The organism is Pedobacter kyonggii, from assembly GCF_004310665.1.
In the GTDB taxonomy this organism is placed as follows: domain Bacteria; phylum Bacteroidota; class Bacteroidia; order Sphingobacteriales; family Sphingobacteriaceae; genus Pedobacter; species Pedobacter kyonggii.
The window spans coordinates 36,496-60,085 of the sequence record NZ_SIXF01000014.1 but is presented as its reverse complement, the minus strand read 5'-3'; the positions used below and the strand labels follow the sequence as shown (position 1 = coordinate 60,085).

Annotated in this window: 21 protein-coding genes; 16 read left to right on the top strand and 5 right to left on the bottom strand. The window is 37.2% G+C overall.

Annotation, left to right across the window (positions count from 1 at the left end; translation table 11 throughout):
- Positions 1–17: 17 nt before the first annotated feature.
- The 4 genes from EYS08_RS14960 to EYS08_RS14945 all read left to right on the top strand — a co-directional run bounded on the left by EYS08_RS14960 (position 18) and on the right by EYS08_RS14945 (position 5,442).
- A complete protein-coding gene (locus EYS08_RS14960) occupies positions 18–1,982 on the top strand; it encodes a RagB/SusD family nutrient uptake outer membrane protein (protein WP_208745863.1) in 1,965 nt (654 codons plus the stop codon).
- A gap of 36 nt (positions 1,983–2,018) precedes the next feature.
- Complete coding sequence (locus EYS08_RS14955) at positions 2,019–3,206, top strand: DUF5000 domain-containing lipoprotein (RefSeq protein WP_165456470.1); 1,188 nt, start codon at positions 2,019–2,021, stop codon at positions 3,204–3,206.
- 25 nt (positions 3,207–3,231) lie between these two features.
- Entirely contained in the window at positions 3,232–4,464 is a 1,233-nt protein-coding gene (locus EYS08_RS14950) for a DUF4998 domain-containing protein (RefSeq protein ID WP_165456469.1), read from the top strand.
- Between the two features lie 120 nt (positions 4,465–4,584).
- Positions 4,585–5,442 carry a glycoside hydrolase family 16 protein gene (locus EYS08_RS14945; RefSeq protein ID WP_131030804.1) on the top strand — a complete coding sequence of 286 codons (858 nt, stop codon included), beginning with the start codon at positions 4,585–4,587 and terminating at the stop codon, positions 5,440–5,442.
- Between the two features lie 380 nt (positions 5,443–5,822).
- Here the strand turns inward: EYS08_RS14945 and EYS08_RS14940 are convergent, their stop codons facing one another.
- Complete coding sequence (locus EYS08_RS14940; RefSeq protein WP_131030803.1) at positions 5,823–6,353, bottom strand: OmpA family protein; 531 nt, start codon at positions 6,351–6,353, stop codon at positions 5,823–5,825.
- 179 nt (positions 6,354–6,532) lie between these two features.
- Here EYS08_RS14940 and EYS08_RS14935 point away from each other — a divergent pair, with 179 nt between their 5' ends.
- Positions 6,533–7,303 (top strand): SDR family NAD(P)-dependent oxidoreductase, encoded by a 771-nt coding sequence (locus EYS08_RS14935; RefSeq protein ID WP_131030802.1) that lies wholly within the window; start codon positions 6,533–6,535, stop codon positions 7,301–7,303.
- Positions 7,304–7,327: 24 nt separating this feature from the next.
- Here EYS08_RS14935 and EYS08_RS14930 read toward each other — a convergent pair whose 3' ends face one another.
- Entirely contained in the window at positions 7,328–8,026 is a 699-nt protein-coding gene (locus tag EYS08_RS14930; RefSeq protein WP_131030801.1) for an NUDIX hydrolase, read from the bottom strand.
- 161 nt (positions 8,027–8,187) lie between these two features.
- Between EYS08_RS14930 and EYS08_RS14925 the strand changes: the two genes are divergently transcribed.
- The 3 genes from EYS08_RS14925 to EYS08_RS14915 are packed head-to-tail and all read left to right on the top strand — an operon-like array spanning position 8,188 to position 12,127.
- Entirely contained in the window at positions 8,188–9,249 is a 1,062-nt protein-coding gene (locus EYS08_RS14925; RefSeq protein ID WP_131030800.1) for a UDP-glucose--hexose-1-phosphate uridylyltransferase, read from the top strand.
- Positions 9,250–9,259: 10 nt separating this feature from the next.
- Positions 9,260–10,411 (top strand): galactokinase, encoded by a 1,152-nt coding sequence (locus EYS08_RS14920; RefSeq protein WP_131030799.1) that lies wholly within the window; start codon positions 9,260–9,262, stop codon positions 10,409–10,411.
- Positions 10,412–10,450: 39 nt separating this feature from the next.
- Positions 10,451–12,127: a sodium/sugar symporter gene (locus EYS08_RS14915; RefSeq protein WP_131030798.1), complete on the top strand. Its 1,677-nt coding sequence runs from the start codon at positions 10,451–10,453 to the stop codon at positions 12,125–12,127.
- Positions 12,128–12,543: 416 nt separating this feature from the next.
- Here EYS08_RS14915 and EYS08_RS14910 read toward each other — a convergent pair whose 3' ends face one another.
- Positions 12,544–13,794, bottom strand: coding sequence for a Na+/H+ antiporter (locus EYS08_RS14910; RefSeq protein WP_131030797.1), 1,251 nt, complete (start codon positions 13,792–13,794; stop codon positions 12,544–12,546).
- A gap of 288 nt (positions 13,795–14,082) precedes the next feature.
- Entirely contained in the window at positions 14,083–14,397 is a 315-nt protein-coding gene (locus EYS08_RS14905; protein ID WP_057934255.1) for an RNA recognition motif domain-containing protein, read from the bottom strand.
- Between the two features lie 219 nt (positions 14,398–14,616).
- Between EYS08_RS14905 and EYS08_RS14900 the strand changes: the two genes are divergently transcribed.
- The 7 genes from EYS08_RS14900 (at position 14,617) to EYS08_RS14875 (ending at position 22,276) form a co-directional block, all read left to right on the top strand.
- Positions 14,617–16,602 (top strand): sialate O-acetylesterase, encoded by a 1,986-nt coding sequence (locus EYS08_RS14900; RefSeq protein WP_131030796.1) that lies wholly within the window; start codon positions 14,617–14,619, stop codon positions 16,600–16,602.
- A gap of 112 nt (positions 16,603–16,714) precedes the next feature.
- Positions 16,715–17,107, top strand: a complete 393-nt coding sequence (locus EYS08_RS14895; RefSeq protein WP_131030795.1) for a nuclear transport factor 2 family protein — start codon at positions 16,715–16,717, stop codon at positions 17,105–17,107.
- A gap of 358 nt (positions 17,108–17,465) precedes the next feature.
- Positions 17,466–19,976: a beta-L-arabinofuranosidase domain-containing protein gene (locus tag EYS08_RS14890; protein ID WP_131030794.1), complete on the top strand. Its 2,511-nt coding sequence runs from the start codon at positions 17,466–17,468 to the stop codon at positions 19,974–19,976.
- Positions 19,977–20,050: 74 nt separating this feature from the next.
- Complete coding sequence (locus EYS08_RS14885; protein ID WP_131030793.1) at positions 20,051–20,914, top strand: OmpA family protein; 864 nt, start codon at positions 20,051–20,053, stop codon at positions 20,912–20,914.
- 119 nt (positions 20,915–21,033) lie between these two features.
- Positions 21,034–21,615 carry an HPP family protein gene (locus tag EYS08_RS14880; protein ID WP_131030792.1) on the top strand — a complete coding sequence of 194 codons (582 nt, stop codon included), beginning with the start codon at positions 21,034–21,036 and terminating at the stop codon, positions 21,613–21,615.
- Between the two features lie 219 nt (positions 21,616–21,834).
- Positions 21,835–21,966 carry a hypothetical protein gene (locus EYS08_RS26470; protein WP_262711735.1) on the top strand — a complete coding sequence of 44 codons (132 nt, stop codon included), beginning with the start codon at positions 21,835–21,837 and terminating at the stop codon, positions 21,964–21,966.
- Entirely contained in the window at positions 21,956–22,276 is a 321-nt protein-coding gene (locus EYS08_RS14875; RefSeq protein ID WP_131030791.1) for a hypothetical protein, read from the top strand. Before EYS08_RS26470 ends, EYS08_RS14875 begins: the two co-directional genes overlap by 11 nt.
- A gap of 603 nt (positions 22,277–22,879) precedes the next feature.
- On the opposite strand, the gene EYS08_RS14870 is transcribed toward EYS08_RS14875, so the two are convergent.
- Positions 22,880–23,080 carry a DUF3606 domain-containing protein gene (locus tag EYS08_RS14870; RefSeq protein WP_131030790.1) on the bottom strand — a complete coding sequence of 67 codons (201 nt, stop codon included), beginning with the start codon at positions 23,078–23,080 and terminating at the stop codon, positions 22,880–22,882.
- A 260-nt stretch (positions 23,081–23,340) separates the two neighbouring features.
- Between EYS08_RS14870 and EYS08_RS14865 the strand changes: the two genes are divergently transcribed.
- Positions 23,341–23,586, top strand: a complete 246-nt coding sequence (locus EYS08_RS14865) for a hypothetical protein (protein WP_131030789.1) — start codon at positions 23,341–23,343, stop codon at positions 23,584–23,586.
- Positions 23,587–23,590: the final 4 nt, after the last annotated feature.

The following is a 23,590-nucleotide window of genomic DNA, read 5'->3' as shown; positions in this document are numbered from 1 at the left end:
TTTTAAACGATAGTAAAATGAAAAATATAACGATAAATAAAATTAAAGATAGCGTTCGGAGTATAGTTGTCACTTTGTGTTTTGTAAGTGCTATATGCACCATGCCAGCATGTAAAAAATATTTAGATATAGTGCCCGATAACGTTGCTACAATAGATAATGCTTTCACCATGAGAACGGAAGCAGAAAAATACCTGTTTACCTGCTATTCTTTTTTGCCAAAAGACGGCGACCCGTTCTATAACGTAGGTTTACTCTCTGGCGATGAACTTTGGGTTCCAACTCAGGAATGGGATTTTGTATCTTATGCATGGCGCGGTGCAAGGGGAGGGCAAAATGCTGCCAATCCCTATATGAACGCATGGAATGGTAATTATCAAGGCGGAGGACCAGGTGATAACTTTGGTTTATGGAAAGGGATAAGAAATTGTAATATCTTTTTAGAAAATGTAAAAGATGAAAGTAAAGTAAGAGACTTAAGACCTGACGAGCGTGCCCGTTGGATAGCTGAAGTTACTTTCTTAAAAGCGTATTACCACTATTACCTGTTACGGATGTATGGGCCGATTCCGTTAGTAGATCAGAATATAGATATCAGTGCTCCAGAAGATGATGTGCGGATTAAACGCAAACCGTTTGATGAATGTGTGGCTTATATTTCTGGTTTGATAGATGAATCTACAACGAATCTGCCACCTATTATTACTGATAGGACTACCGAGTTGGGAAGGATAACCAGACCTATAGCTTTGGCGGTAAAGGCAAAATTATTATTACTTGCAGCAAGTCCATTGTTTAACGGTAATCAGGATTATACCAATTTCAAAGACCATGATGGTGTAAATCTAATTTCAACCGTTTATAATGCTACGAAATGGAAAAGTGCTGCTGATGCTGCTAAGGTAGCTATTGATGCTGCTGAACAAGCAGGTGCCGCATTATACAAATTCCCGGGATCAACCTTTAAACTTTCCGATACAACGAACTTGCAATTAACATTAAGAAGTTCAATTACAGAACGATGGAATACCGAACATGTTTGGGCTGACCCAAACACTAGGGCAAATATGCTACAGCGGGTAGCTATGCCTAAACTTGCTTCAGGTGGGGCAAGCGGTGATGCAAGAATGCAGTTGGCCGCACCACTTAAAATCGCTGAAATGTTTTATTCAAGCAATGGTGTGCCTATTAATGAAGATAAAGTATTAAACTTTTCGAATAGATACAGTTTAAGAACTGCCGTAAATAAAGAACGCTTTTATATAAAAGTAGGTTATGAAACAGCCCGTGTAAATTTTGATCGCGAACCACGCTTTTATGCTGCCCTTGGTTTTGATGGTGGCGTTTGGTACAAATACGATAGCCCTTCTAACTCTGATGAAAATACATGGGTTGTTGAAGGAAAGTACACGCAGTTAGCAGGCGCTACACACGTTGGCTTTTATAATGAAACGGGTTATTATATTAAAAAATTGGTAGACTGGAACATGACGAACAGTACCAATGGTGTTTCCTATCGTGACTATCCTTGGCCGCAAATACGACTGGCAGATTTATATCTCATGTATGCAGAAGCCTTAAACGAAAGTCAGGGACCTGTAAATGATGTTTTCGAATATGTAGATCGGATCAGAAAACGGGCAGGTTTGGCAGGTGTGGTAGAATCGTGGAATAGTTTTTCCAATAACCCCAATAAACCAACAACTAAAGACGGTTTGAGAGAAATTATCCATCAGGAAAGAGGGATTGAACTCGCTTTCGAAGGCAGTCGCTATTGGGATATGAAAAGGTGGAAGAAAGCAGGTGAAGTATTCAATCAGACCATAACAGGTTGGAGCGTTTTTCAAGCCAATACCTTAGATTATTATAGAGTAAGGACGATTTATACACAAAATTTTGTTGCTCCACGCGATTATTTGGCACCAATTAGAAATTATGATATTACTGTAAACCCCAAGCTGGTTCAAAATCCAGGATGGTAATTTATGAATCAAATAGCATTTTCAAATATGAACACTATGAAATTAAATTTTGCACTACTATTATCAATGGTGATAGTTTTGGTAGCAGGTTGTAAGGTTGATGAACTCGAACCCCTTGAAAAAAATACTGATGTACCAGGTGTCGTTTCTAATGTGAAATGGGTTGCCGGGCCAGGTAATGCAACTTTAACTTATGCACTGCCCAACAATAATAATCTACTTTATGTAAAAGCTGTTTATGCCCTGGCCTCAGGGCGCGTAATGGAAGTAAAAGCTTCTTATTACGGAAATACTTTAAAAGTGGAAGGTTTTGGGGATACAGATGAGCATGAAGTAAAACTTTATGCAGTTACAAGAAGCGAAATAGAGTCTGCTCCGGTGACTGTAATGGTAAAGCCCCTCGAAAATCCGATTTGGGGAGTGTTTAGAAGTATTAAAGCACAGGCCGATTTTGGAGGATTAAGATTTACGGCAAAAAACATTGCCAAAGCAGATTTGGCGATAGAAATCTTAACAGAAGATAGTAAAGGCAAACTCGTACCTACTTCTAAAAATATTTATACCTCAATAGTTGATATAGACCAGGCAATAAGAGGATATGATCCTATTGAACGCAAGTTTGCCATTACCATTAGAGATAGGTGGTTAAACTATAGTGATACCTTATACATCACATTAACACCACTTTACGAGGCTGTTATCCCAAAAACGGGTTATAAGGCAGTTACATTGCCAAGTGATGTAGCCATAAACACCTCAACTAGTATTGCTGGTATGTGGGATGGAGATACAAATGGATGGCCAAGAGTTTTAATGACGAGTTCTGCAGTTTTAACTCCACAATGGGTAACGTTTGATATTGGCAAACTATCCTCATTAAGCCGTATTGTAATGTGGGATTATCCTGAGTATTTAAATGGTCGGACCTATTATTATGGCGGTAACTTGTTAGACTTCGAGGTATGGGGGACGGATAATCCACCATCAGATGGTAGTTTTACAAACTGGACAAAATTAGGCACCTTTAAATCTATAAAACCATCAGGCAGTGCCTATGGGGTAAATACCGCAGAAGATAATACTATAGGTGCTGCGGGTTTAAACTACACTTTCGATCCAGGCATCCCTAAAGTACGATACATCCGTATTAAAAGCTTGAAAAACTGGCAAGGAACAACATTTATGGCTATCGGAGAAATTCAGCTTTATGGTGATCCTAGATAATATGATAACGCTAAATAAAATTAAGATGAAAAGAATTTCTAAAAAAATTAACATACGGCTATGTCAATTGGGATTAGCCCTTTTGTTACTTGCAGCAATAGCTGCCTGTACTAAAAAAGACGATTACAAAAAGTTTGTTGAAGGTGGAGAGATATCTTACACAGGGAAATTAGATTCTGTCAAAATCAATTCCGGTAAATATCGTGTGTTAGTAAACGGTTTGTTTATTGCAGATCCGAAAGTTAAAAAATGTGTAGTTTATTGGAACAATAATGTAGATTCGGTGATTATTCCGGTCACCCGAACGCCAAATGTTGATACCCTTAAATTCTTCATTAACAACATGAAAGAAGGGGTGCAGAATTTCATTATCTATACTTATGATGGTGCCGGTAATAAATCTATTCCTGTATATAAAACGGGCAGGGTATATGGCGATCGATATCAGATTACCCTGTCGAATAGAGCAATAAATTCAGCATTTACAAATGAAAACGGGGTAACAACACTCGAGTTAGGAGGAATGGATAGGGTGAGTGGTGTGTTCGCTACGGAAGTGATTTATACAGATAATGCTAATGTCGACAAAACCGTAAGGATACCAATCAATACAAACAACTTTACCTTGGCAAATTTTAAAGAAAAAGGAACAATTAAATATCGCACCTTATTCTTGCCCGACTCTTTAAGTGTTGATACATTTTATACCGATTATGCCAGTTTATATGTTCCGAAATTTATTAAAGCTGATGTAACCACAACATATTTAAAAAATGTTGGACCTAACGTAAACTTTTCATCTATTAACAGTGCCAACAGATGGGGTATCTTAAGCGACTGGATTACGAGTACATCTGTAAAAAATGCGAGTGGTTTCGGTGGTTATGAGAAGAAAAGTAACGTCGGTTATATATCACTCGAAGCAGGTTGGGGATTGCCTAATGTTACCGATGGTAAAATATATCAAACGGTTAATCTCCCAGCTGGTAATTATCGGTTTGAGATAGTAATGACTGATTTTAACGCAGGCGGATCTAGATACCTAACCGTTGCAGAGGGGACTACCATACCGAATGTAGCCAATATCACAAGCTCGAGTATTGCCTTCTCTAATCTGGAAAGTAAGACACTTAATTTTGAATTGCTTCAGTCAAAACAGGTTTCTTTAGGCTTTGCAGCAACGCTAACAGGGACAGGCAGTACTGGGCAATATGCAAAGATAGCATCAGTTAAACTATACAAAATCAATTATTTATAAGAAGTTTTTTTGCCGCATTAGCGATTTGAAAATTAAATTTCAAATTGCTAATGCTAATTGATATCAAGCTTAAGCGGTTCGTTACTGTTATATCATTAAATTAGTTGAATAAAAATCGCCATGCGAAATAGAATCCTATTCTCACTTGTTGCATTGTTAATTATTTTAATGCAATCCTGCGCAATAAAAAAGAACCAGAATTTTTCAAATACTTATGCTAAGGAAGGCTATAAACTTGTTTGGAGTGATGAATTTAACAAGAATGGTGCTCCCGATCCAACCAATTGGGATTATGAGAAAGGTTTCGTCCGTAACGAAGAGTTGCAATGGTATCAGCCCGAAAATGCTTTCTGCAAAGATGGCAAATTGATCATCGAAGCACGGAAAGAAATAAAACCTAACCCGCTATATATAGAAGGAAGCAACGAGTGGCGTAAAAAAACAAAAAATATAGATTATACTTCAGCCTGTATCATTACTAAAGGTTTACAAAGCTGGCAATATGGTCGGTTCGAAATGAGAGGAAAGATCGACATTTCAGATGGACTTTGGCCTGCCTTTTGGACACTAGGCGTAAAAGGCCGCTGGCCTGCAAACGGTGAAATCGATATTATGGAATACTACCAAGGAAAATTATTGGCCAATATCGCAAGCTCAGGACCCGATAAAAAGGCGAAATGGTTTAGTAACACAAAACCCGTAGCTGAATTGGGCGGTAAAAAATGGGCATCTAAATTTCATACATGGCGCATGGACTGGGATAGCGAAGCCATCAGTTTATTTGTAGATGGAATGCTTTTAAACAAAACGCTGTTAAACGATCTTAAAAATGATGATGGCTCAGACTTTCATCCTTTTAAACAACAACATTACATCTTGTTTGATCTGGCAATGGGTGGTATGAACGGTGGAACGTTAAATGATACTAAATTTCCCAATAGGATGGAAGTCGATTATGTTAGAGTGTATCAGAAATAAGCGGTTCGTCATTCCCAACTTGATTGGGAATCGTAATGCAGACCTACTTGTATGTCATCCTGAGGGATAATTTATTGTATAAAAATCAATATGAATAACTGATTTTTTTGCAAATGTTAGATTAGGAGGGGCATCATTCCCAACTCGATTGGGAACCACGGAGTGCTCATGAACGCCTCTGAATAAAAGGAAAACTTATGAATAATCGTAACGCAAGCACTTTAAGATTCCCGCCTGCGAGGGAAAGACGACCTTTCTTAAGAGATCTGTCAATGGCAGCCTTGTCGAAGGACTAAAACAAGTTCAGGAGGACGACTTCGTTCTAACTAAAAAGGGCCATGGAAATTAAACCATGGCCCTTTCTATATATTTTTTAAGCATTAATTCTGAACTTTTATTTCAGTTCTTCTGTTCACCATTCTGCCTTCTTCACTATCGTTCGAGCTGATTGGTTCTTTTTCGCCATGACCAACAACAGTAAAATTACTGCCGTTTAAACCTGCGTTTATAAAGTACGATTTTACGGCATTTGCGCGGTCGATAGAGAGTTGCATATTGTGATCGGGTGTACCCTCAGCAGATGAATGTCCGTTAAGTACAAATTTGGTGGTAGGTGATTTTTTCATTTCTGCCACTGCCTTATCCAGGATAGCGAATGACGATGTTTTAAGTACAAACGAATTAAACTCAAACTGGATATTATCTAAGTTAAAGTTGGGTTTTTCAACTGGAGCCGGAGCTTCTTCCTTCTCTGGTGCAGGTGCTGGTTTTTTCTCTTCTACCGGTGGTGCTGGCTTTTCAACAGGTGCTGGAGCAGGTTTTGCTACCAGTTTTTTTGTTTTACAAGAGTACATTGTAAGGGTAAACAAAGCGAAAAGCGTAGTAAATAAAAGGTTTTTGGTAATGTTCATGTTTTAAGATTAATTTAAGTTTACTGTGTGTTTGTTGCCCAAACATACTAATAAATGATTACAGCTATAACGGTGTTTTTTTGAAGAAGTTATATTTAATGCGTTAATCCGTCTAATTTAACTTCAATTTTACTCAAACATATTCACATCAATTTCCTTTATGTATTATAACATTTACTATGGACCGTTTTGAAAACAAAATCGCTTTAATTACCGGAAGCAGTCAGGGAATTGGTGCAGCATGTGCCTTAAGGTTGGCAAAAGATGGCTGTGATATTATTTTAAACGGCCATAAATTTGATGAAAGGGGTGAAAAACTTATTGCAGAAATACAGGACATGGGTAGAAAAGCAACTTTTTTGCAGGCTGATTTAAGTAAAGCCAAAGAAGCCACTAAATTGATAACCGATGCCGTAGCCGTATTTGGCCATTTAGATATTTTGGTAAATAATGCGGGCGTAGAAAAAAAAGCCAGCTTTTGGGAAGTTACGGAAGAAGATTACGATCTGATCATGAATACAAATTTAAAAGGTGTTTTTTTTAGCATCCAGTCGTTTGTAAATTACTGCAGAAAAAGTAAGGTAGCTGGAACTATAATCAATATGAGTTCGGTACATGAAGAAATCGCATTTCCACATTTTGCTGCGTATTGTGCAAGTAAAGGAGGCTTAAAGATGTTAACCAGAAATCTTGCTTCAGAATTAGCCCAGTTTAATGTCAGGATTAACAATGTAGCGCCTGGAGCTGTTTCAACGCCGATTAATCAAGATTTACTGAACAATAAAGAACAGCTGGAAAAAGTACTTCAAAATATCCCCTTAAAACGAATGGGTAAGGTAGAAGATGTGGCGGCAGTAGTAGCTTTCCTTGCTTCTGATGATGCCTCATATGTAACCGGATCAACTTATTTTGTAGATGGAGGATTAACCTATCATTATGAAGAACAATAGGCTAATCGTATAATGAAATTTAATTTAAACCTTTAAATTAGGCATTAGGTTTAAGAAAGCCTGCGCATTGGCACTGTATTTTTTTTTATCTAGTTTAAAATAAAATGCACCTTTTTTTGAACCCGATTTATCTTTTTCGGCCAGCTTAATCAATAATCCGGTCGAGGTAATTTTACGGCTGAAATTTCTCGTATCTATTTTAGTATCGTTTACTTCCTCAAAAAGAATATGCAATTGTGGGATGGTGAATTTTTTAGGCAACATTTCAAATAAAATAGGATGGAGGGCAGCCTTGTACCTTAATTTTTTTCGGGCATCAGCAACCATTTGGTTATGATCAAAAATAAGTTTTGGCTTATCGTTGATCAAAAACCACTCAGCTTCGTAATCATCATTTAACTGTGCTTCATATTTATGGATATCAATAAGGGCAAAATATCCAACAGAAAGCGTTCTTTCAATTGGGTCGCGGTCAGGTTCTCCATAAATCTGCATTTGCTCCAGGTAAACACCTTCTAAACCCGTCATTTTTTTGAGCACCCTGTTCGCTGCATCGTCCGGACTTTCATTTGCACCCACAAACCCCCCCATTAAACTCCATTTGTTTATTTCGGGTTCTAAACCCCGCTTAACCAACAGAATTTTAAGGTGTTCACCGTCAAACCCAAACACTATGCAATCAACAGCAACCAGATAATGTGGCTGCCCAGAATATTCAATCATTTTTTATCTGAGATTTTAAAGGGCTTAATATGTTTAAATTTTCACGAAAATAAAAATTATTATTAATTGTCGTTTTGACAATTAATAATAATTTTATAATTTGGCGGCTTAGATCGGTTAAGCTAAACGCTTTCTTTTCTCTAACCAATTGAAAATATAAAATGAACCAAACATTCGAACTCGATAGTAATCCACACACCAGATTAAATATATTAACTGGCGAATGGGTTTTAGTTTCTCCGCACCGTACTAAAAGGCCTTGGCAAGGTAAAGTTGAAGAGGTAACGCCAGATAACCGCCCGGAATATGATCCTAAATGTTATTTATGTCCTGGTAATGGTAGAGCAGATGGCGATAGCAATCCAGAATATACCGAAAGCTTTGTTTTTAACAATGATTTTGCTGCATTGCTTGAAGATACACCTGCCGGTAATATGAACGAAGATGACTTATTGGTAGCCAATAATCAGAGAGGACTTTGCAGGGTGATCAGCTTTAGTCCGAAACACAACCTCACACTTCCCGAAATGAGTGTCGAAGCCATAACTGCTGTAGTAAATGTTTGGCAAAATGAATTTAATAGCCTTGCCGAAAATGATTGGATCAAATACATTCAGGTTTTCGAAAACAAAGGCGAAATAATGGGCTGTAGTAATCCACATCCACATGGTCAGATCTGGTCGCAGAGCGATATTCCATTAGAAATTGCCAAAGAAACCGAACGTCAGAAAACGTTCTACGCTATTCACAGAAGAAGTTTGCTTGGCGATTACTTAAAACTGGAGCAAAAGAAAAAAGAGCGCATTGTATTCGAAAACGATCATTTTGTGGTACTTGTACCTTTTTGGGCAGTTTGGCCTTACGAAACCATGATTATCAGTAAACGCCATGTAAATAGCATTAAATTGTTCACAGAAGCAGAGAAGAAATCATTAGCTGAAGCCATTAAGGTGTTAACAACCAAATATGATAACCTGTTCGAAACCTCTTTCCCATATTCAGCAGGTATGCATCAGGCACCAGTAAACAATGGCTATTACCCTGAATGGCACTGGCATATGCATTTTTATCCACCGTTGTTGCGCTCGGCATCAGTTAAAAAATTTATGGTCGGTTACGAAATGTTGGCTAACCCTCAACGCGATATTACCCCTGAATTTGCCGCTAACCGTTTAAAAGAGATGTCTGCAATCCACTATAAAATCAACAAAACTGAAGACTAAATATTAAATAATGAATGCACAGGATTTAAAAAATACATTTAAAAAACTTTTCAACGCTGAGCCTATTTTAGTGCGTTCGCCTGGAAGAATCAATATTATTGGCGAGCATACCGATTATAACGGCGGTTTTGTAATGCCTGCTGCTATTGATAAAGCCATTTATGTAGCCATATCAAAAAGAGAAGATGATGAAATACATTTATTTTCGGAGAGTTATCAGCAATTTGATATTTCATCGATTAAAAGCCTGAAAAAATCAGAGAACAGTTGGGCCAATTACATTTTAGGCGTTGCCGATCAGTTAAAAGAAAGAGGTCATCGGTTGGGCGGCTTTAACTTTTATATTGATGGTGATGTGCCTTTGGGTGCTGGTTTATCGTCGTCTGCTGCCGTTGAATGTGCTACCGGTTTTGCACTCGATCAACTTTTTTCGCTTTCTGTTCCTAAAATGGATATCGCATTGATTGCACAAAAGGCAGAACAGACTTTTGCTGGTGTTAACTGTGGTATTATGGATCAGTTTGCCTCTGTATTTGGCAAGAAAGACCAGGCCATTATGCTCGATTGCAGATCGATGAAACACATTTACATTCCTTTAAAACTGGATGGATATAAACTTTTGCTTTTAAATACGAATGTAAAACACGCACTTGCCGATTCTGCCTACAACAAAAGAAGATCACAGTGCGAACAAGGTGTTGCCTGGGTAAAGGAGCATTATCCAAATGTAAGTACGCTTCGTGATGTAGATTTAGCCATGTTAGAAACCCATGTTAAACCAAAAGATCTTGAAGTTTACACCAAATGTAGTTTTGTAGTGAAAGAAATCGGCCGTTTATTAACCGCTGCGGAGCAACTGGAAAATGGTAACCTGCAAGGTTTGGGTAAACTGATGTTCGAAACGCATGAAGGTTTAAGCAAAGATTACGAAGTGAGCTGTAAAGAATTAGATTTCCTGGTTGATGCGGTTAAACCTCTTGATTATGTGTTAGGTGCCAGAATGATGGGCGGTGGTTTTGGTGGTTGTACCATCAATATTGTTAAGGAAGAAAAAATTGCTGATTTAATTGAAGCGTTATCTTCAAAATATTTATTGCAGTTCGGACTCAAACTTGGTTCCTACACCGTTCAAACGGATAACGGAACCAGCTTATACAGCTAAAATTTAAATAACACAAGGTATACTAACCAAAATAAATCAATGAAAAACAACTTATTAGACACGAAGGATTACATTGTATTTGCAATTTACTTCGTTATTGTGGCCGCTTACGGGCTCTACATTTACAACAAGAAAAAGTCAGAATCTACAGGTTCTAAAGATTATTTTCTGGCTGAGGGCTCTTTAACCTGGTGGGCAATCGGCGCATCGTTAATTGCATCTAATATTTCTGCAGAGCAATTTATCGGTATGAGCGGATCAGGCTTTAAAATGGGATTGGCCATCGCAACCTATGAATGGATGGGTGCCTTAACCTTAGTGGTTGTTGCGGTATTCTTTATTCCGGTTTATCTGAAAAACAAAATTGCTACAATGCCACAATTCCTACATCAGCGTTATAACGGAACGGTAGCCATGATTATGGCTGTTTTCTGGTTATTGCTTTATGTTGTAGTTAACTTAACCTCGATTCTTTACTTAGGTGCTTTAGCGGTAAGTAGCATTTCTGGTTTCGATTTAAGTTTCTGTATGTACGCCATTGCAGGTTTTGCCATTATTATTACGCTTGGCGGAATGAAAGTTATTGGATATACCGACGTTATCCAGGTGTTTTTCTTAATTCTGGGTGGTTTGGCCACTACCTATTTGGCTTTAAACTTAGTTTCTACCCACTATGGAACAACAGGTGTTTTTGAAGGCTATAGCTTAATGACTTCGAAGGCTTCTGAACATTTCCACATGATTTTAAAGCCAGATAACGAAAATTATATCGATTTACCTGGTTTAAGTGTGCTTGTAGGCGGTATGTGGATTGTGAACTTAAATTACTGGGGCTGTAACCAATACATTACTCAACGTGCTTTGGGTGCTAACCTGGAGACTGCCCGCGGAGGTATTCTTTTTGCTGCATTCTTAAAATTATTAATGCCAATTATTGTCGTATTACCAGGTATCGCAGCTTATGTTTTATATAAAGACGGTGCCTTTCAAGCGGAAATGCTGCAAGATGGATCAGTAAATCCAGACCGCGCATATCCGGTATTGCTAAATTTGCTTCCTGCCGGATTAAAAGGACTTTCGTTTGCAGCATTAACCGCTGCAGTGGTAGCCTCTTTGGCTGGTAAAGCAAATAGTATTGCAACTATTTTTACGCTGGATATTTACAAGAAAGTATTAAAAACCGATGCTACTGAGAAAAATTTAGTAACTACAGGTAAGATTTCGATTATTGTAGCGATGATTCTGGGTGTATTAATTGCACCACATTTAGGAATCGATAAAAAAGGTGGTTTCCAATATATCCAGGAGTATACAGGTTTTGTTTCTCCAGGTATTTTTGCCATGTTTATTTTAGGTTTCTTTTGGAAAAGAACAACATCAAGTGCAGCACTATTCGCTACCATCGGTGGTTTTGGTTTGTCAATTTTACTTAAATTCTTACCTACGCTTACCGATCTTTCATGGTTATCAGGAATGGGGTTCTCTGTTAAAAATGCAACAGGTGTTTACGAAATTCCATTTTTAGATCGGATGGGCTTTGTATTTGTTTTCTGTATCCTTGGTATGGTGATTATCAGTTTAGCGAGCAACAAAGTTAAGGCAGAAGCTAAAGGACTGGCTATCGATGCTAAAATGTTTAAAACCTCTACCAGTTTTGCAGTAGGGGCTTTAATCATCATCGGATTATTGGTTGCACTTTATAGTGTATACTGGTAACGATATTGTATAAAATAGGAAGGGATAAAGTCATTAGATTTTATCCCTTTTTTGTTAAAAAATCACTTCTTGAAAGATTCGATCGCTTCTAAATTTAAGCCTTAATGTTCTTAACTCCTTAATGATAAAACTTGCCATCCTAAAAGATCCTGAAACAAGCTGTCAATAACAGATCTCATTAGTAAGGTCGTCATTGCGAGCAGGAACGACGAAGCAATACTACAAATATCGCTATTTGCGAGTGCATTAAGATTGCTTCGTGCCTCGCAATGACGATATATTGCGAGCTATAAAATCCCTATGTCATTCATATTGAATTTTATACAATAAATTAAAACTCGGAATGACGCTCGCTTTTAAATTCAAGCCTTCAAGCCTTTAATTTTTCATTCCTTAAAGGGTTGACCTAAAGGCTACTAATCCTCTTCAGTAGCCAATTTCTTTACTAACCATGGCAAGGTAAGCCCTTGCCCAATTAAGGTAAACAATACCACTACAACAGATATAAATATAATAGTATTACGCTGCGGAAACGCACTTCCATCCGATAAAGTAGCTGGTAATCCAATTGCAATGGCCAATGAAACAATACCCCGCATGCCCGACCAGCTGATGATCAAACTGTTCTTGAAATCAAGCAATGCACCCTCAGTAATACGGTGTTTCCCTTTCTGAAAGGCTTTTTGAAGATTAAATTTTTGTAGGAAAACACGGGCCATTCTTAACAACAGCGCAACAATGGTAATTACCAGCGAATAACCTATGTAAGGTAAAATATCGGCATTGTTAATGTTTTTGTATACATAAGGGAATTGTAGCCCGATTAAAATGAATATCAGCCCATTCAATAAAAAGATAATGATATCCCAAATGTTTTTTGATTGGTTTTTAAGCTGCTCAGGAAATACATTGTTGCTAAACCTCGAAATGCCCAATCCTAAAATAACAACTGCAATAACACCAGAAACATGTACCTGTTCTGCAATTAAATAGGTAACAAAAGGCATCAATAACATAAAGCTAATGGTAGCCAAACGGTTACTATGGATTCTTTTAATAATGAAGGCGAGAGTTTTCGACATCACCATGCCGATTAAGAATCCACCGGCCATTAAAAAGGCAAATTCAAGCGATGCTTTCCAAAATACAAAGGCTGTTCCTGTTACCGCGGCAACCGCAAAACGATATGCTACCAATGCAGAAGCATCGTTAACTAAACTTTCGCCCTCCAATATGGTATTTGTTTTGTGAGATAAACCTAATCCTTTGGTAATACTCATAGCAGCAACTGCATCAGTAGCAGAAAGAATTGCACCTAATACAAAAGATACTGGCCAGCTCATCCCCGGGATCATATAGTGTACAACTACAGCAATACCAATAGCGGTGATAAAAACCAGCGTAATGGCCAATGTGAATATGGTGTTGATATTGGTTTTAAATTCCTTGAATGAGATATTAAAAGCGGCATCGTAAAGCAATGGGGGGAGGAATATCAAAAATATAATTTCAGGATTAATATCAATTGGTGGTAAAGATGGAACAAAACCTACTGCTATTCCAGCTATAATCAATAAAATAGGATAGGGGATTTTAATTCGATCGGCTACAGCAGAAAGGCCAATCATCACAGCTAAAATAAATATTACAATGGCATAATTTTCCATATCTGCAAAACGCGTTTTTTAATAGAGATCGAAACACTTACTTGCAAAATATAGGTTTAGAACTGAATTAAAAAGTCCCTGACCGAAATAAATTATTCAATGAAACGGAGGATGTCTGGAATTCCTGCAAATAAATACATTTAAATTTAATGGAGAAATCCTTAATGTTCTTCAATTCGTAATGGTCAACAAAAAGGAAACGCTAATTATAATTGCTGAAACGTACAATACCTCTTAAGATATCGGCAAATTATAGCAGAGCATGCGTGGGAAAGCCTTAATTAGAAACTAACGCTGAAGCCTGGGCCTTTTGCTTTTAAAAGGTTGGTTGGTTTTTGGCTTTGCCGCTTGAACACCACTTTCCTCTTCCGATATTTTAACTGTAATTACATTGCCTTTAAAAGTTTCTCCATTTAGGGTAGATACAATATTTTTAGCATCCGGTAAACTGTATATTTCTAAAAAAGCATAGCCTTTACACTTCCCAGTAGCTCTATCGCGAACAATTTTAATCGTTTCTACCCTACCATGAAGGCTAACCAATATTGCCAAATCCATCTCTTGGATATTGTCAGGAAGGCCACCTATAAAAATCTTAACCATTAATTTAGTAATTTGAGAGAACATCCGGTTAAATCAAACTTAAATCCAGAATTGTTCTTTTAGACCTGCAAAATAAGCAAAATGATATTCTTACCCAAACTAATTGAATGAATTTTGCCTCATTTTTATCATAAATTTGTGAAGAGCAGACATATATATTGATGTTGACAGACATAAAATGTACATTCGCTTTCTAATCATCAAAAAATAGGTTAAAATATGAGCATCCCTAAGTTAAAATCTATACTCATTAGCGCATTATTCCTCTTCAGTTCACTACTAGTGCAGTCGAAAATTTTATTGCCATCTGTATTTAGCGACAATATGGTTTTGCAGCAAAAAACAAATGCGGCCATTTGGGGTAAAGCCACAGCTGGTAAAGCGGTTAAGATAACGGTTTCGTGGAATAAAATTAATTATGGGGCTATTGCCGATGCCAATGGCAATTGGAAAATTAAAGTGGCAACACCAGGTTACGGCGGTCCATATTCCATCACCATTTCCGACGGAGAATTGTTGGTGTTAAACAATGTATTAATAGGTGATGTTTGGATTTGCTCAGGCCAATCAAATATGGAAATGCCACTGGCAGGTTGGGGGAAAATCCTTAACAACGAAAAAGAAATTGCTGATGCTAAATTTCCAAATATCCGTTTATTGCAGGCAGAACATGTTACCAGTAGTTTTCCACTTAACGATGCCAAAGTGACTAATGGTGGTTGGCAGGAATGTAGCCCAAAATATATTGCCGAATTTTCTTCTACAGCCTATTTCTTCGCCCGCGAAGTGTATGAAAAAACCAAAATCCCTATTGGCCTAATCCATACCTCTTGGGGAGGAACAATTGCTGAAGCCTGGACAAGTGCCGAATCGCTTAAAAAAATGACCGATTTTTCTGCTGCAATTGATAAGATCCAAAAATTAGCTAAAAATCCTTCAACAGTTTCTTATGAAGAAAAACTGCAGAATTGGGTTAAAATGACAACCGAAAAAGATTCGGGTTATCACGCTGGAGAAACAAAATGGGCTTTGGCAGAAACTACAAACTGGAAAAGCATGGTTTTGCCGGCCTTGTGGGAAGATGCAGTACTTAAAAATTTTGATGGCATTGTATGGTTTACAAAAAAGATTAACATCCCCGAAAACTGGAAAACAAATGGTGCTAAACTTAATTTAGGTACAATTGATGATAACGATATCACCTTCGTAAACGGAGTAAAAGTAGGCGAAACGGTAGGGTATAATGTTGGAAGAACATACACGATACCTGCAAACCTGCTTAAAACAGGTGAAAATACAATTACCGTTAGGGTTTTTGATAGTGGCGGTGGTGGCGGTATATATGGTGATGCCAAAGATTTGAGCTTAACAAACAACACGGCAGAGAAAATTTCTTTAGTTGGCGACTGGAAATATAAAGTAGGGATAGATTTTAAAAATATTGAAGCTAAACCTTACGAAGAAAATGGCCCTAACAGACCAACCGTTTTGTACAATGCGATGATTCATCCTTACCTGCAATTTTCAATTAAAGGTGCCATTTGGTATCAGGGAGAAAGTAATGCCGATAGGGCTTACCAATACCGTGAATTATTTCCAACGATGATTAAAGATTGGCGCCAGAAATGGGGACAGGGAGATTTTCCATTCTATTTCGTTCAACTGGCCAATTTTATGCAGGTTGATCGCGCGCCTGTAGAATCTGCCTGGGCAGAGCTTAGAGAAGCCCAACAAAAAACACTTTTACTGCCAAATACAGGCATGGCGACCATTATCGATATAGGTGATGCAAAAGATATTCACCCTAAAAACAAACAAGAGGTGGGTAGAAGGTTAGCCTTAATTGCCCTGGCTAAAACATATGGTCAGAAAATAAACTATTCTGGCCCCGTTTATCTATCAAATAAAGTAGAAGGAAAACAGATCCGTTTAACTTTTGGCAATACAGAAAATGGATTAAAAGCCGCAGATGGTGCAGCACTAACCGGTTTTGCCATCGCTGGAGCAGATAAAAAATTTTATTGGGCCAAAGCAAGCATCCAGGAGAATCAGATCATAGTAAGTAGCGATCAGGTGGCAAATCCCGTTGCGGTTCGCTATGCATGGGGAAATAATCCTGTGTGTAACCTGGTTAGTAATGATGGCTTACCGGCATCACCATTCAGAACAGATACCTGGCAAGGCCTTACCTTTGACAAGAAATAACTGATAAAAATTTGTGCAATGTGTGTGGTTAAATCCGTGTAATGCAGGCAATATTTAAAGTTACGCTATTCTTTGTGGCTTACTTTATATTTTTACTGGCTAACCGGAAATTATGCCAAATACTTTATCAGACCAGGAAACCATTCTCCTGATTGCCGATCTGGAAGAAAAATTATTAGATGGGTTCAAAAGAACAGACCTGAACACACTCGACTTATTGTTTGCCGATGGAATGCTTTTTCATGATCAGTATGGGAATGTGTTGGATAAAGATATGGATCTGGAAGCCTACCGGAGTGGCATGATCAAAATTGCCAAAATCAAAGTATCCAAACGGGAAATACGTGTTTTTGAATCTATTGTTATTGTTTCTGCAAGTCTTTTTATTAAGGGAAGTTATTCAAATATTTTAGTTAACGGGAAATATCAATGGTTAAGGGTTTGGGGTAAAGTGAGAGAAGATTGGAAAGTAATTTCTGCCAGTTGTACAAGCATTTCAGGATAAAATATTTGCTTAAAAATAAGAACGGGGAATAACCAATGGCTATCCCCCGATTCTAAATTAACGCTCTCTAGATCTAATATAGAACTAATCTCAGTTTCAACCAAAAGCGCAAAGAGCGAACCAGGCCAATGCCTACCATGGCGAGTTAAAAATGGGTATATATCACAATCTAGTGTAAACCTCCAGCTTTGCAAACTGTATAATTTTATCTTTCAATTTATTGTTCTCAGCGTTTAGCTTTGCTTTAACCAACTTGACAGTGTTTTTTGAATTGTTTGAATATAAGATTACTAAATCGTTTTAATATTCACTCATATTTATTAGTTTTATGAAATATTATCTAACCAATAATCCTTTTATGAAAAGAATATTTACCTCAATCTATTTTCTGGTTTCCTGTCTATCTATTCATACTTTAAATGCCCAGAATTTAACCGAATTCAACAAAGCTCCCTTAAAACAGCATGTTTATGTGCAATTGCCCATAGGGAGTATTAAAGCCAAAGGATGGTTGTTAAAGCAACTGGAACAGCAAAGGGATGGTGCAACGGGAATGGCAGAAGAGTTATACCCGGAAAAAGATAATCTGGGCAAAAACTCCGATTGGCTAGGAGGCGATGGAAATGGATGGGAGCGGGTACCATATTATGTTAAAGGTTTAGTAGCATTGGCTTATACCTTAGATGATCCTATGCTAAAAGCGAAAGCACAAAAGTATATCGATTGGACTTTAAACAATCAACAAGCCAACGGATTATTCGGCCCGCTGAAAATGAAGGATTGGTGGCCACGCATGCCAATGATGTATGCTTTGCAAAGCTATTACGAGGCCACAAATGATAAAAGGGTAATTCCTTTTCTGTCAAAATATTTTAAATACGAACTGGCCAATCTTGATGTCGATCCATTAAAGGAATGGGGTAAATCAAGAGCGGGTGATAATATGGAAATAGCCATTTGGCTTTACAATAAAACCGGTGATCAGGATTTATTACGACTCGTAGAAAAGTTAAAACAACAGGCATACCCTTGGATCGATATTTATAGCAATAACGGGTTTTACTTTTTTGGTGATGATTTTCAACCAAAACATATGGTTAATGTAGCTCAAGCCTTAAAATTCCCGGTGCTTTATGCTCAACTTCAAGATCGTCCTTCTAATCTTGAAGCACTTTCCAAAGGTATAGCACACATTATGCACGACCATGGTCAGCCAGAAGGTTTAGGTTCAGGAACTGAATTTCTGGCGGGTACAAGCAGCATAGAAGGAGTAGAAACCTGTACCGTGGTAGAATGGATGCAGAGTTTAGAAACTGCGGCAAAGGTTATTCATGATGTCAGTATCGGCGATCAGTTGGAAAAAGTGGCCTTTAATGCTTTACCTGCTCAGTTTAGCAGCGATTTTAAAAACCATTCATATTATACATTACCCAATCAGGTTCAAAGCATTCATGGGGAGCATGGCTTTAATCAGGATTATAGCTCAGGTATCGTTTCTAGTCCTTATTCAGGTTATGGATGCTGCCGCTATAACATGCACATGGGCTGGCCTTATTTTGTAAAAAGCAGTGTAGTGGCTACCCCTGAGAGAGGTTTGGCAGTAATTACCTATGGCCCAATGGAAATAGAAACTGTGGTAGCCAACAAAAAAAAAATAAAAATTACCGAAGAAACCAATTATCCCTTCGAAGAACAGATCAGGTTAAAAGTGGGGCTTACCACTTCTACATCCTTTCCATTGATTTTAAGAATCCCAGCCTGGAGTGTAAAACCAAGTATTAAATTAAATGGAACTATATTAAAAGGAGTAAAAGCCGGTGAAATGTTTACCATATCCCGCGAATGGAAAAATCAGGATCAATTAGAACTGAATTTTCCGATGCAAATTACTACTCAGGCCCAAGTAAACAATTCCATTAGTGTAGAACGTGGTCCTATTGTGTATGCATTAGAAATTAAGGCAGCAAATAAGGTAACCAAAACACATCAGGTTGCTGGTTTTACAGATTACGAAATCCGTCCGGAATCGGCATGGAATTATGGTTTAGTATTAGATAAAGGTAATTTAAGCAAAGTTAGTGTAGTGAACGCTACAATGCCCGAAAATCCCTTTATCGCGGCTAATACACCAGTTAAATTAAAGGTTCAGGCAAAAAAGATTCCGTCATGGGGCTTAAGCTATAATAAAATAGCTGCTTTTGATGTACCTTTTAGTCCAATTTCCTCAACCGAAAAACAGGAAGAAATTACCTTGGTGCCTTACGGATCTGAAAATATACGCCTAAGCTGTTTTCCTGTAATCGGTCGGCCAAAAAAAATAAATAAGGCTTTGGCCGAAAATTTTGATCATGGAATGGCCAATAATTGGGTTTTTTATGGAGGTGGCTGGTTTTGGAAAGATGGACAGGTTAATTCGGCATCAAACGCAGGCTCTGGTGGTTATGGCATAAATGGATCTAAATATGTGGCTAATGGAACAGATTTTAAAGATTTTAGTTACCAGGCAGATGTTAAAATCAATACTGCCGGCGATGCTGGTTTAATGTTCAGGGTTTCTGATCCGGCAATTGGTGCCGATGCTTACCAAGGGTATTATGTGGGTTTGGATCAGTCTAATGGAACGGTACTGTTGGGAAAAGCTGACGGGCAAAAATGGACAGTTATAAGTTCAGGAAAATATCCTGTTGAAATGAACAAAATGTATACCTTAAAGATAGTGGCGAAAGGAGATAAATTTGATGTTTTTATAAACGGGTCGGCAGAATCCATTCTTTCTGCAGCAGATAGTCAATATCAATCCGGTAGTATAGGATTAAGAGCGTATAAAGCTTTGGCTAGCTTCGATTCGGTAAAGATTAACGCTTTTTAACATCGGTTCAGGCCGGTATTGAACTTTGCGGCAAGGAATTTGTTAACCTATTATCAATAAATAAAAATAAGATTATGAAATTATACAAATCAATTCCTATAATGCTGTTTGCCCTAGCGCTTGCAGCTGGTTGTGTAAGCAATAAGAAATATGCAGAACTTCAGGATACCTATTCCAAGCTGAGAGAAAGGAACCAGGAGTTAAGCAATAAATACCAGGATAGCCAACGCGAGCTTAGCGGCAGCACAAGCAGGGTTAAAAGTTTAGAAGAACAGATTGCCTCAGAAAAAGCCAATGTAACTGCATTGCAGGATGCTTTGAACAAATGTTTAAATTCTAGTAGCCAGGGCAATGTTAACATTTCGAAATTGGTTGATGAAATTAACAGTTCGAATAAATACATCAAACAACTGGTGAATGCCAAAAATAAAAGTGACTCACTTAATATGGTGTTGACTAATAATTTGACGCGATCATTAAGTAAAGAAGAGTTGGGAGATGTTGATGTACAGGTGCTTAAAGGCGTAGTTTATATCTCTTTAGCTGATAATATGTTGTATAAATCGGGCAGTTACGAAGTTTCCGATAAAGCGGGAGAAACTTTAAACAAAATCGCAAAAATCATCAAAGATTACGATACTTATGATGTGCTGATTGAGGGTAATACCGATAATGTGCCTATCGCGCAGACCAATATCCGAAACAACTGGGATTTGAGTGCCTTGCGTGCTTCGTCAGTAGTTCAGGTATTGCAAACCAAATATGCTGTCGATCCTAAGCGTTTAACAGCAGGCGGGCGTGGTGAATTTAATCCAATTGCTGATAATACTACAGCAGGAGGGAAAGCGAAAAACAGACGTACACAGATCATTATTACACCTAAGTTAGATCAGTTTATGGATCTGATCGGAAAAGCGCCTGAACAGTCTCAAAAATAAATCGAAAATAAGAATCATTTTAAAGGGTTGAAATTCATTTTTCAACCCTTTTTTATTTGATAAACATTCTCTTTTCCCTTTTATATTTTGCTAATTTTGCACGCGCTCCAGTACAGGTTATGAGAAAACGGATAAGAAAACACCTTCGCACAGCAAAATATATTGTCTACAAAGAAACTTTAGTTGATTTTAAAGAACATGTTTGGACATTTATTGGAGCGTTTTTAGGTATTGGCATTATCGGCTTACTCCATTCTAAATACTTTACAGCCAACGATAACTTGTTTCTCATCGGTTCATTTGGAGCCTCTTCGGTACTTATTTATGGAATTATAAACAGCCCACTGGCGCAGCCGAGGAATTTAATCGGTGGACATGTGGTTTGTGCATTGGTAGGCGTTACCGTTCATAAACTTATTCCCGGCGAAGTGTGGTTATCTTCTGCCTTGTCGGTTTCTTTATCTATTGTATTGATGCAGATTACCAAAACACTGCATCCCCCAGGTGGAGCTACTGCACTAATAGCCAATATCGGGTCTGCTAAAATCCATTCATTAGGTTATTTATATGTACTGTGCCCGGTTTTATCTGGCGCTAGTATTTTACTCTTAGTCGCTATAATGATAAACAACAGAACGTCGCATCGCAGTTACCCTAATAATAAAAAATGGTATAGGGTTTGGCACCGCTACCGCAGGTAAAATATATCTCGATAACGATATTGATATGACGATTTTAGCCTATTATAAATGTATATTTGATTATGTCAGTAATTAATAATCTAATTACATTGCTTTTCTCTCGCTGATGTACCATTGCGGTATTCTCTAATCTTAAATTTTAGATGAGTATTTTTTATTCCAATCACCGAATTGTTTATGCAATGATGATTGGTCTTATCAAACTGTAATCATTTAAAGATGAGTAGAGACAAAAAAAAAGAGGCTAGTGTAAACAAAAAGGCACCCTCAGATTATCAATCCGGAAAAGGTAAGTCGGCAAAGGTCGAGACAGATTTATTTGCAAAAAAGCCAGGTAAAAATGGCAAGTAACGATCTGAAAGTTCAGGCAAAAGTTTTTTTGTACGAACTTAATAATACGAAGCATGAATATGGTTTTTCTGCAACTGAAGAATGGACTTTAAATTTGGCGACAAATAATCAAAAAAAGGATCTGGAGAATAAATACTATCCCTTATTATCCTTAACCATAGTACCAGAAAATGTAATGGGGATGCTCGATCTTTTGCAAGAGAAGCTTGGAACCGCAGTTACCAATATCAAGGATAACCTTAACCCCAAGAAAATTTCAAAAGAATCTGTTAATCTATTGGCTTATTGTACGGGAAGATTAAAGTATTAATCGTAAAATAGAAGAAGCTATATTATTTGTATCTATTTGTCATCCTGAGGGTTAATTTATAGTATAAAAATCAATATTAACAACGGGTAAATTTAAGAGATTAAATCTCCTCAGATTATCGTCATTGCGAGAAGGCTTTTTCAGCCGACGAAGCAATCCTTATGGCAAGGATCACTAGCGTGAAAGATTGCTTCGTCGTTCCTCCTCGCAATGACGTCCGTTCTTTTGAATCTGTCAATGGTAGAGGCTAGAATTTTTCAAATGCATCGGAGTGTTGATGACAGATTCGTAACTTTATTAAGCCTATGCTCTTTATTGAATTGTTGCATAATATGCTTATTATAAGGTGTTTAAAAAAAATATGTCGTTGATAGCCTGTCGAAGACATTCTTAAGCGTTTGAACAAGCTGAAAGTGACAAATTCGAATCTGAAATAAACTTTGTGACTACAGAGGATGTAAGTCTTTTAGTAGCGCTTGCTGTTTTTGTTGTAGTTGCCATTTGTAATTCTTTATATTGTATATAAAGAACTATTGAATTGATTAAAGGTTTAAACCAACCCAAATAATTGTAAAAAGTACTTGTAATTATACTGATTTAAAATCAGGAAATGCTGATTTTTTTCTTTTGCTGGTTTAAATAAGCTGTGATTTGATTTAACATAATGCTTCTTGTTGCCCTCACCGCAGATTTCAAAGCTTCAGAACTTACGCCTAAACGGTTAGCCCAATAATTTCGATCTGTTTCTTCCGATAATATGATGATTTCTTCTTTAATGCTCGGGGTTTGGATGAGATTTTTCATAATTGGGATGATTAATTCAGTTAATAACACGCACAAGCTCGATTTGGTTCAATAAAAATAGAATTTTTTATTTGTAATAACAATTTGTAAAACAGCTATTTAAAAAAAAAATAACATTTTAATCATTACTAAAATAGAGTCGAAATCGTTCATTTTGTTCTATTAATTCGGTTTAGTAATAATAAAAGGTGTATGTAATGATTAATAGTTGCACAAAAAATAGTTATATGTATTTTTAATTATACATAAAATGACTATAATTGTCTATTATTTATAAAAAATATTCTGTAATGGGAGATATGAGGAAGGGAGACGTTACTCAGATTGACTTTGAATATGGACACGGAATCATTATTGACGAAAATGGCCAGGATATTCACTTTCAATTAGATAATATATCTGATCAAATTAATATAAATTCGAAAATAATTTTTGAAATAGAATTACACAAACGTGGTTTGGTAGCCGTTAACGTTAAATTAGAAATGGAAGAAATAAGAGGTTAGTTTC

What these genes read in the sequence shown, in the direction of transcription:
- EYS08_RS14960 (WP_208745863.1), top strand. Translation starts at nt 18, where the DNA reads ATGAAAAATATAACGATAAATAAAATTAAAGATAGCGTTCGGAGTATA.
- EYS08_RS14955 (WP_165456470.1), top strand. Translation starts at nt 2,019, where the DNA reads ATGAAATTAAATTTTGCACTACTATTATCAATGGTGATAGTTTTGGTA.
- EYS08_RS14950 (WP_165456469.1), top strand. Translation starts at nt 3,232, where the DNA reads ATGAAAAGAATTTCTAAAAAAATTAACATACGGCTATGTCAATTGGGA.
- EYS08_RS14945 (WP_131030804.1), top strand. Translation starts at nt 4,585, where the DNA reads ATGCGAAATAGAATCCTATTCTCACTTGTTGCATTGTTAATTATTTTA.
- EYS08_RS14940 (WP_131030803.1), bottom strand. Translation starts at nt 6,353, where the DNA reads ATGAACATTACCAAAAACCTTTTATTTACTACGCTTTTCGCTTTGTTT.
- EYS08_RS14935 (WP_131030802.1), top strand. Translation starts at nt 6,533, where the DNA reads ATGGACCGTTTTGAAAACAAAATCGCTTTAATTACCGGAAGCAGTCAG.
- EYS08_RS14930 (WP_131030801.1), bottom strand. Translation starts at nt 8,026, where the DNA reads ATGATTGAATATTCTGGGCAGCCACATTATCTGGTTGCTGTTGATTGC.
- EYS08_RS14925 (WP_131030800.1), top strand. Translation starts at nt 8,188, where the DNA reads ATGAACCAAACATTCGAACTCGATAGTAATCCACACACCAGATTAAAT.
- EYS08_RS14920 (WP_131030799.1), top strand. Translation starts at nt 9,260, where the DNA reads ATGAATGCACAGGATTTAAAAAATACATTTAAAAAACTTTTCAACGCT.
- EYS08_RS14915 (WP_131030798.1), top strand. Translation starts at nt 10,451, where the DNA reads ATGAAAAACAACTTATTAGACACGAAGGATTACATTGTATTTGCAATT.
- EYS08_RS14910 (WP_131030797.1), bottom strand. Translation starts at nt 13,794, where the DNA reads ATGGAAAATTATGCCATTGTAATATTTATTTTAGCTGTGATGATTGGC.
- EYS08_RS14905 (WP_057934255.1), bottom strand. Translation starts at nt 14,397, where the DNA reads ATGGTTAAGATTTTTATAGGTGGCCTTCCTGACAATATCCAAGAGATG.
- EYS08_RS14900 (WP_131030796.1), top strand. Translation starts at nt 14,617, where the DNA reads ATGAGCATCCCTAAGTTAAAATCTATACTCATTAGCGCATTATTCCTC.
- EYS08_RS14895 (WP_131030795.1), top strand. Translation starts at nt 16,715, where the DNA reads ATGCCAAATACTTTATCAGACCAGGAAACCATTCTCCTGATTGCCGAT.
- EYS08_RS14890 (WP_131030794.1), top strand. Translation starts at nt 17,466, where the DNA reads ATGAAAAGAATATTTACCTCAATCTATTTTCTGGTTTCCTGTCTATCT.
- EYS08_RS14885 (WP_131030793.1), top strand. Translation starts at nt 20,051, where the DNA reads ATGAAATTATACAAATCAATTCCTATAATGCTGTTTGCCCTAGCGCTT.
- EYS08_RS14880 (WP_131030792.1), top strand. Translation starts at nt 21,034, where the DNA reads ATGAGAAAACGGATAAGAAAACACCTTCGCACAGCAAAATATATTGTC.
- EYS08_RS26470 (WP_262711735.1), top strand. Translation starts at nt 21,835, where the DNA reads ATGAGTAGAGACAAAAAAAAAGAGGCTAGTGTAAACAAAAAGGCACCC.
- EYS08_RS14875 (WP_131030791.1), top strand. Translation starts at nt 21,956, where the DNA reads ATGGCAAGTAACGATCTGAAAGTTCAGGCAAAAGTTTTTTTGTACGAA.
- EYS08_RS14870 (WP_131030790.1), bottom strand. Translation starts at nt 23,080, where the DNA reads ATGAAAAATCTCATCCAAACCCCGAGCATTAAAGAAGAAATCATCATA.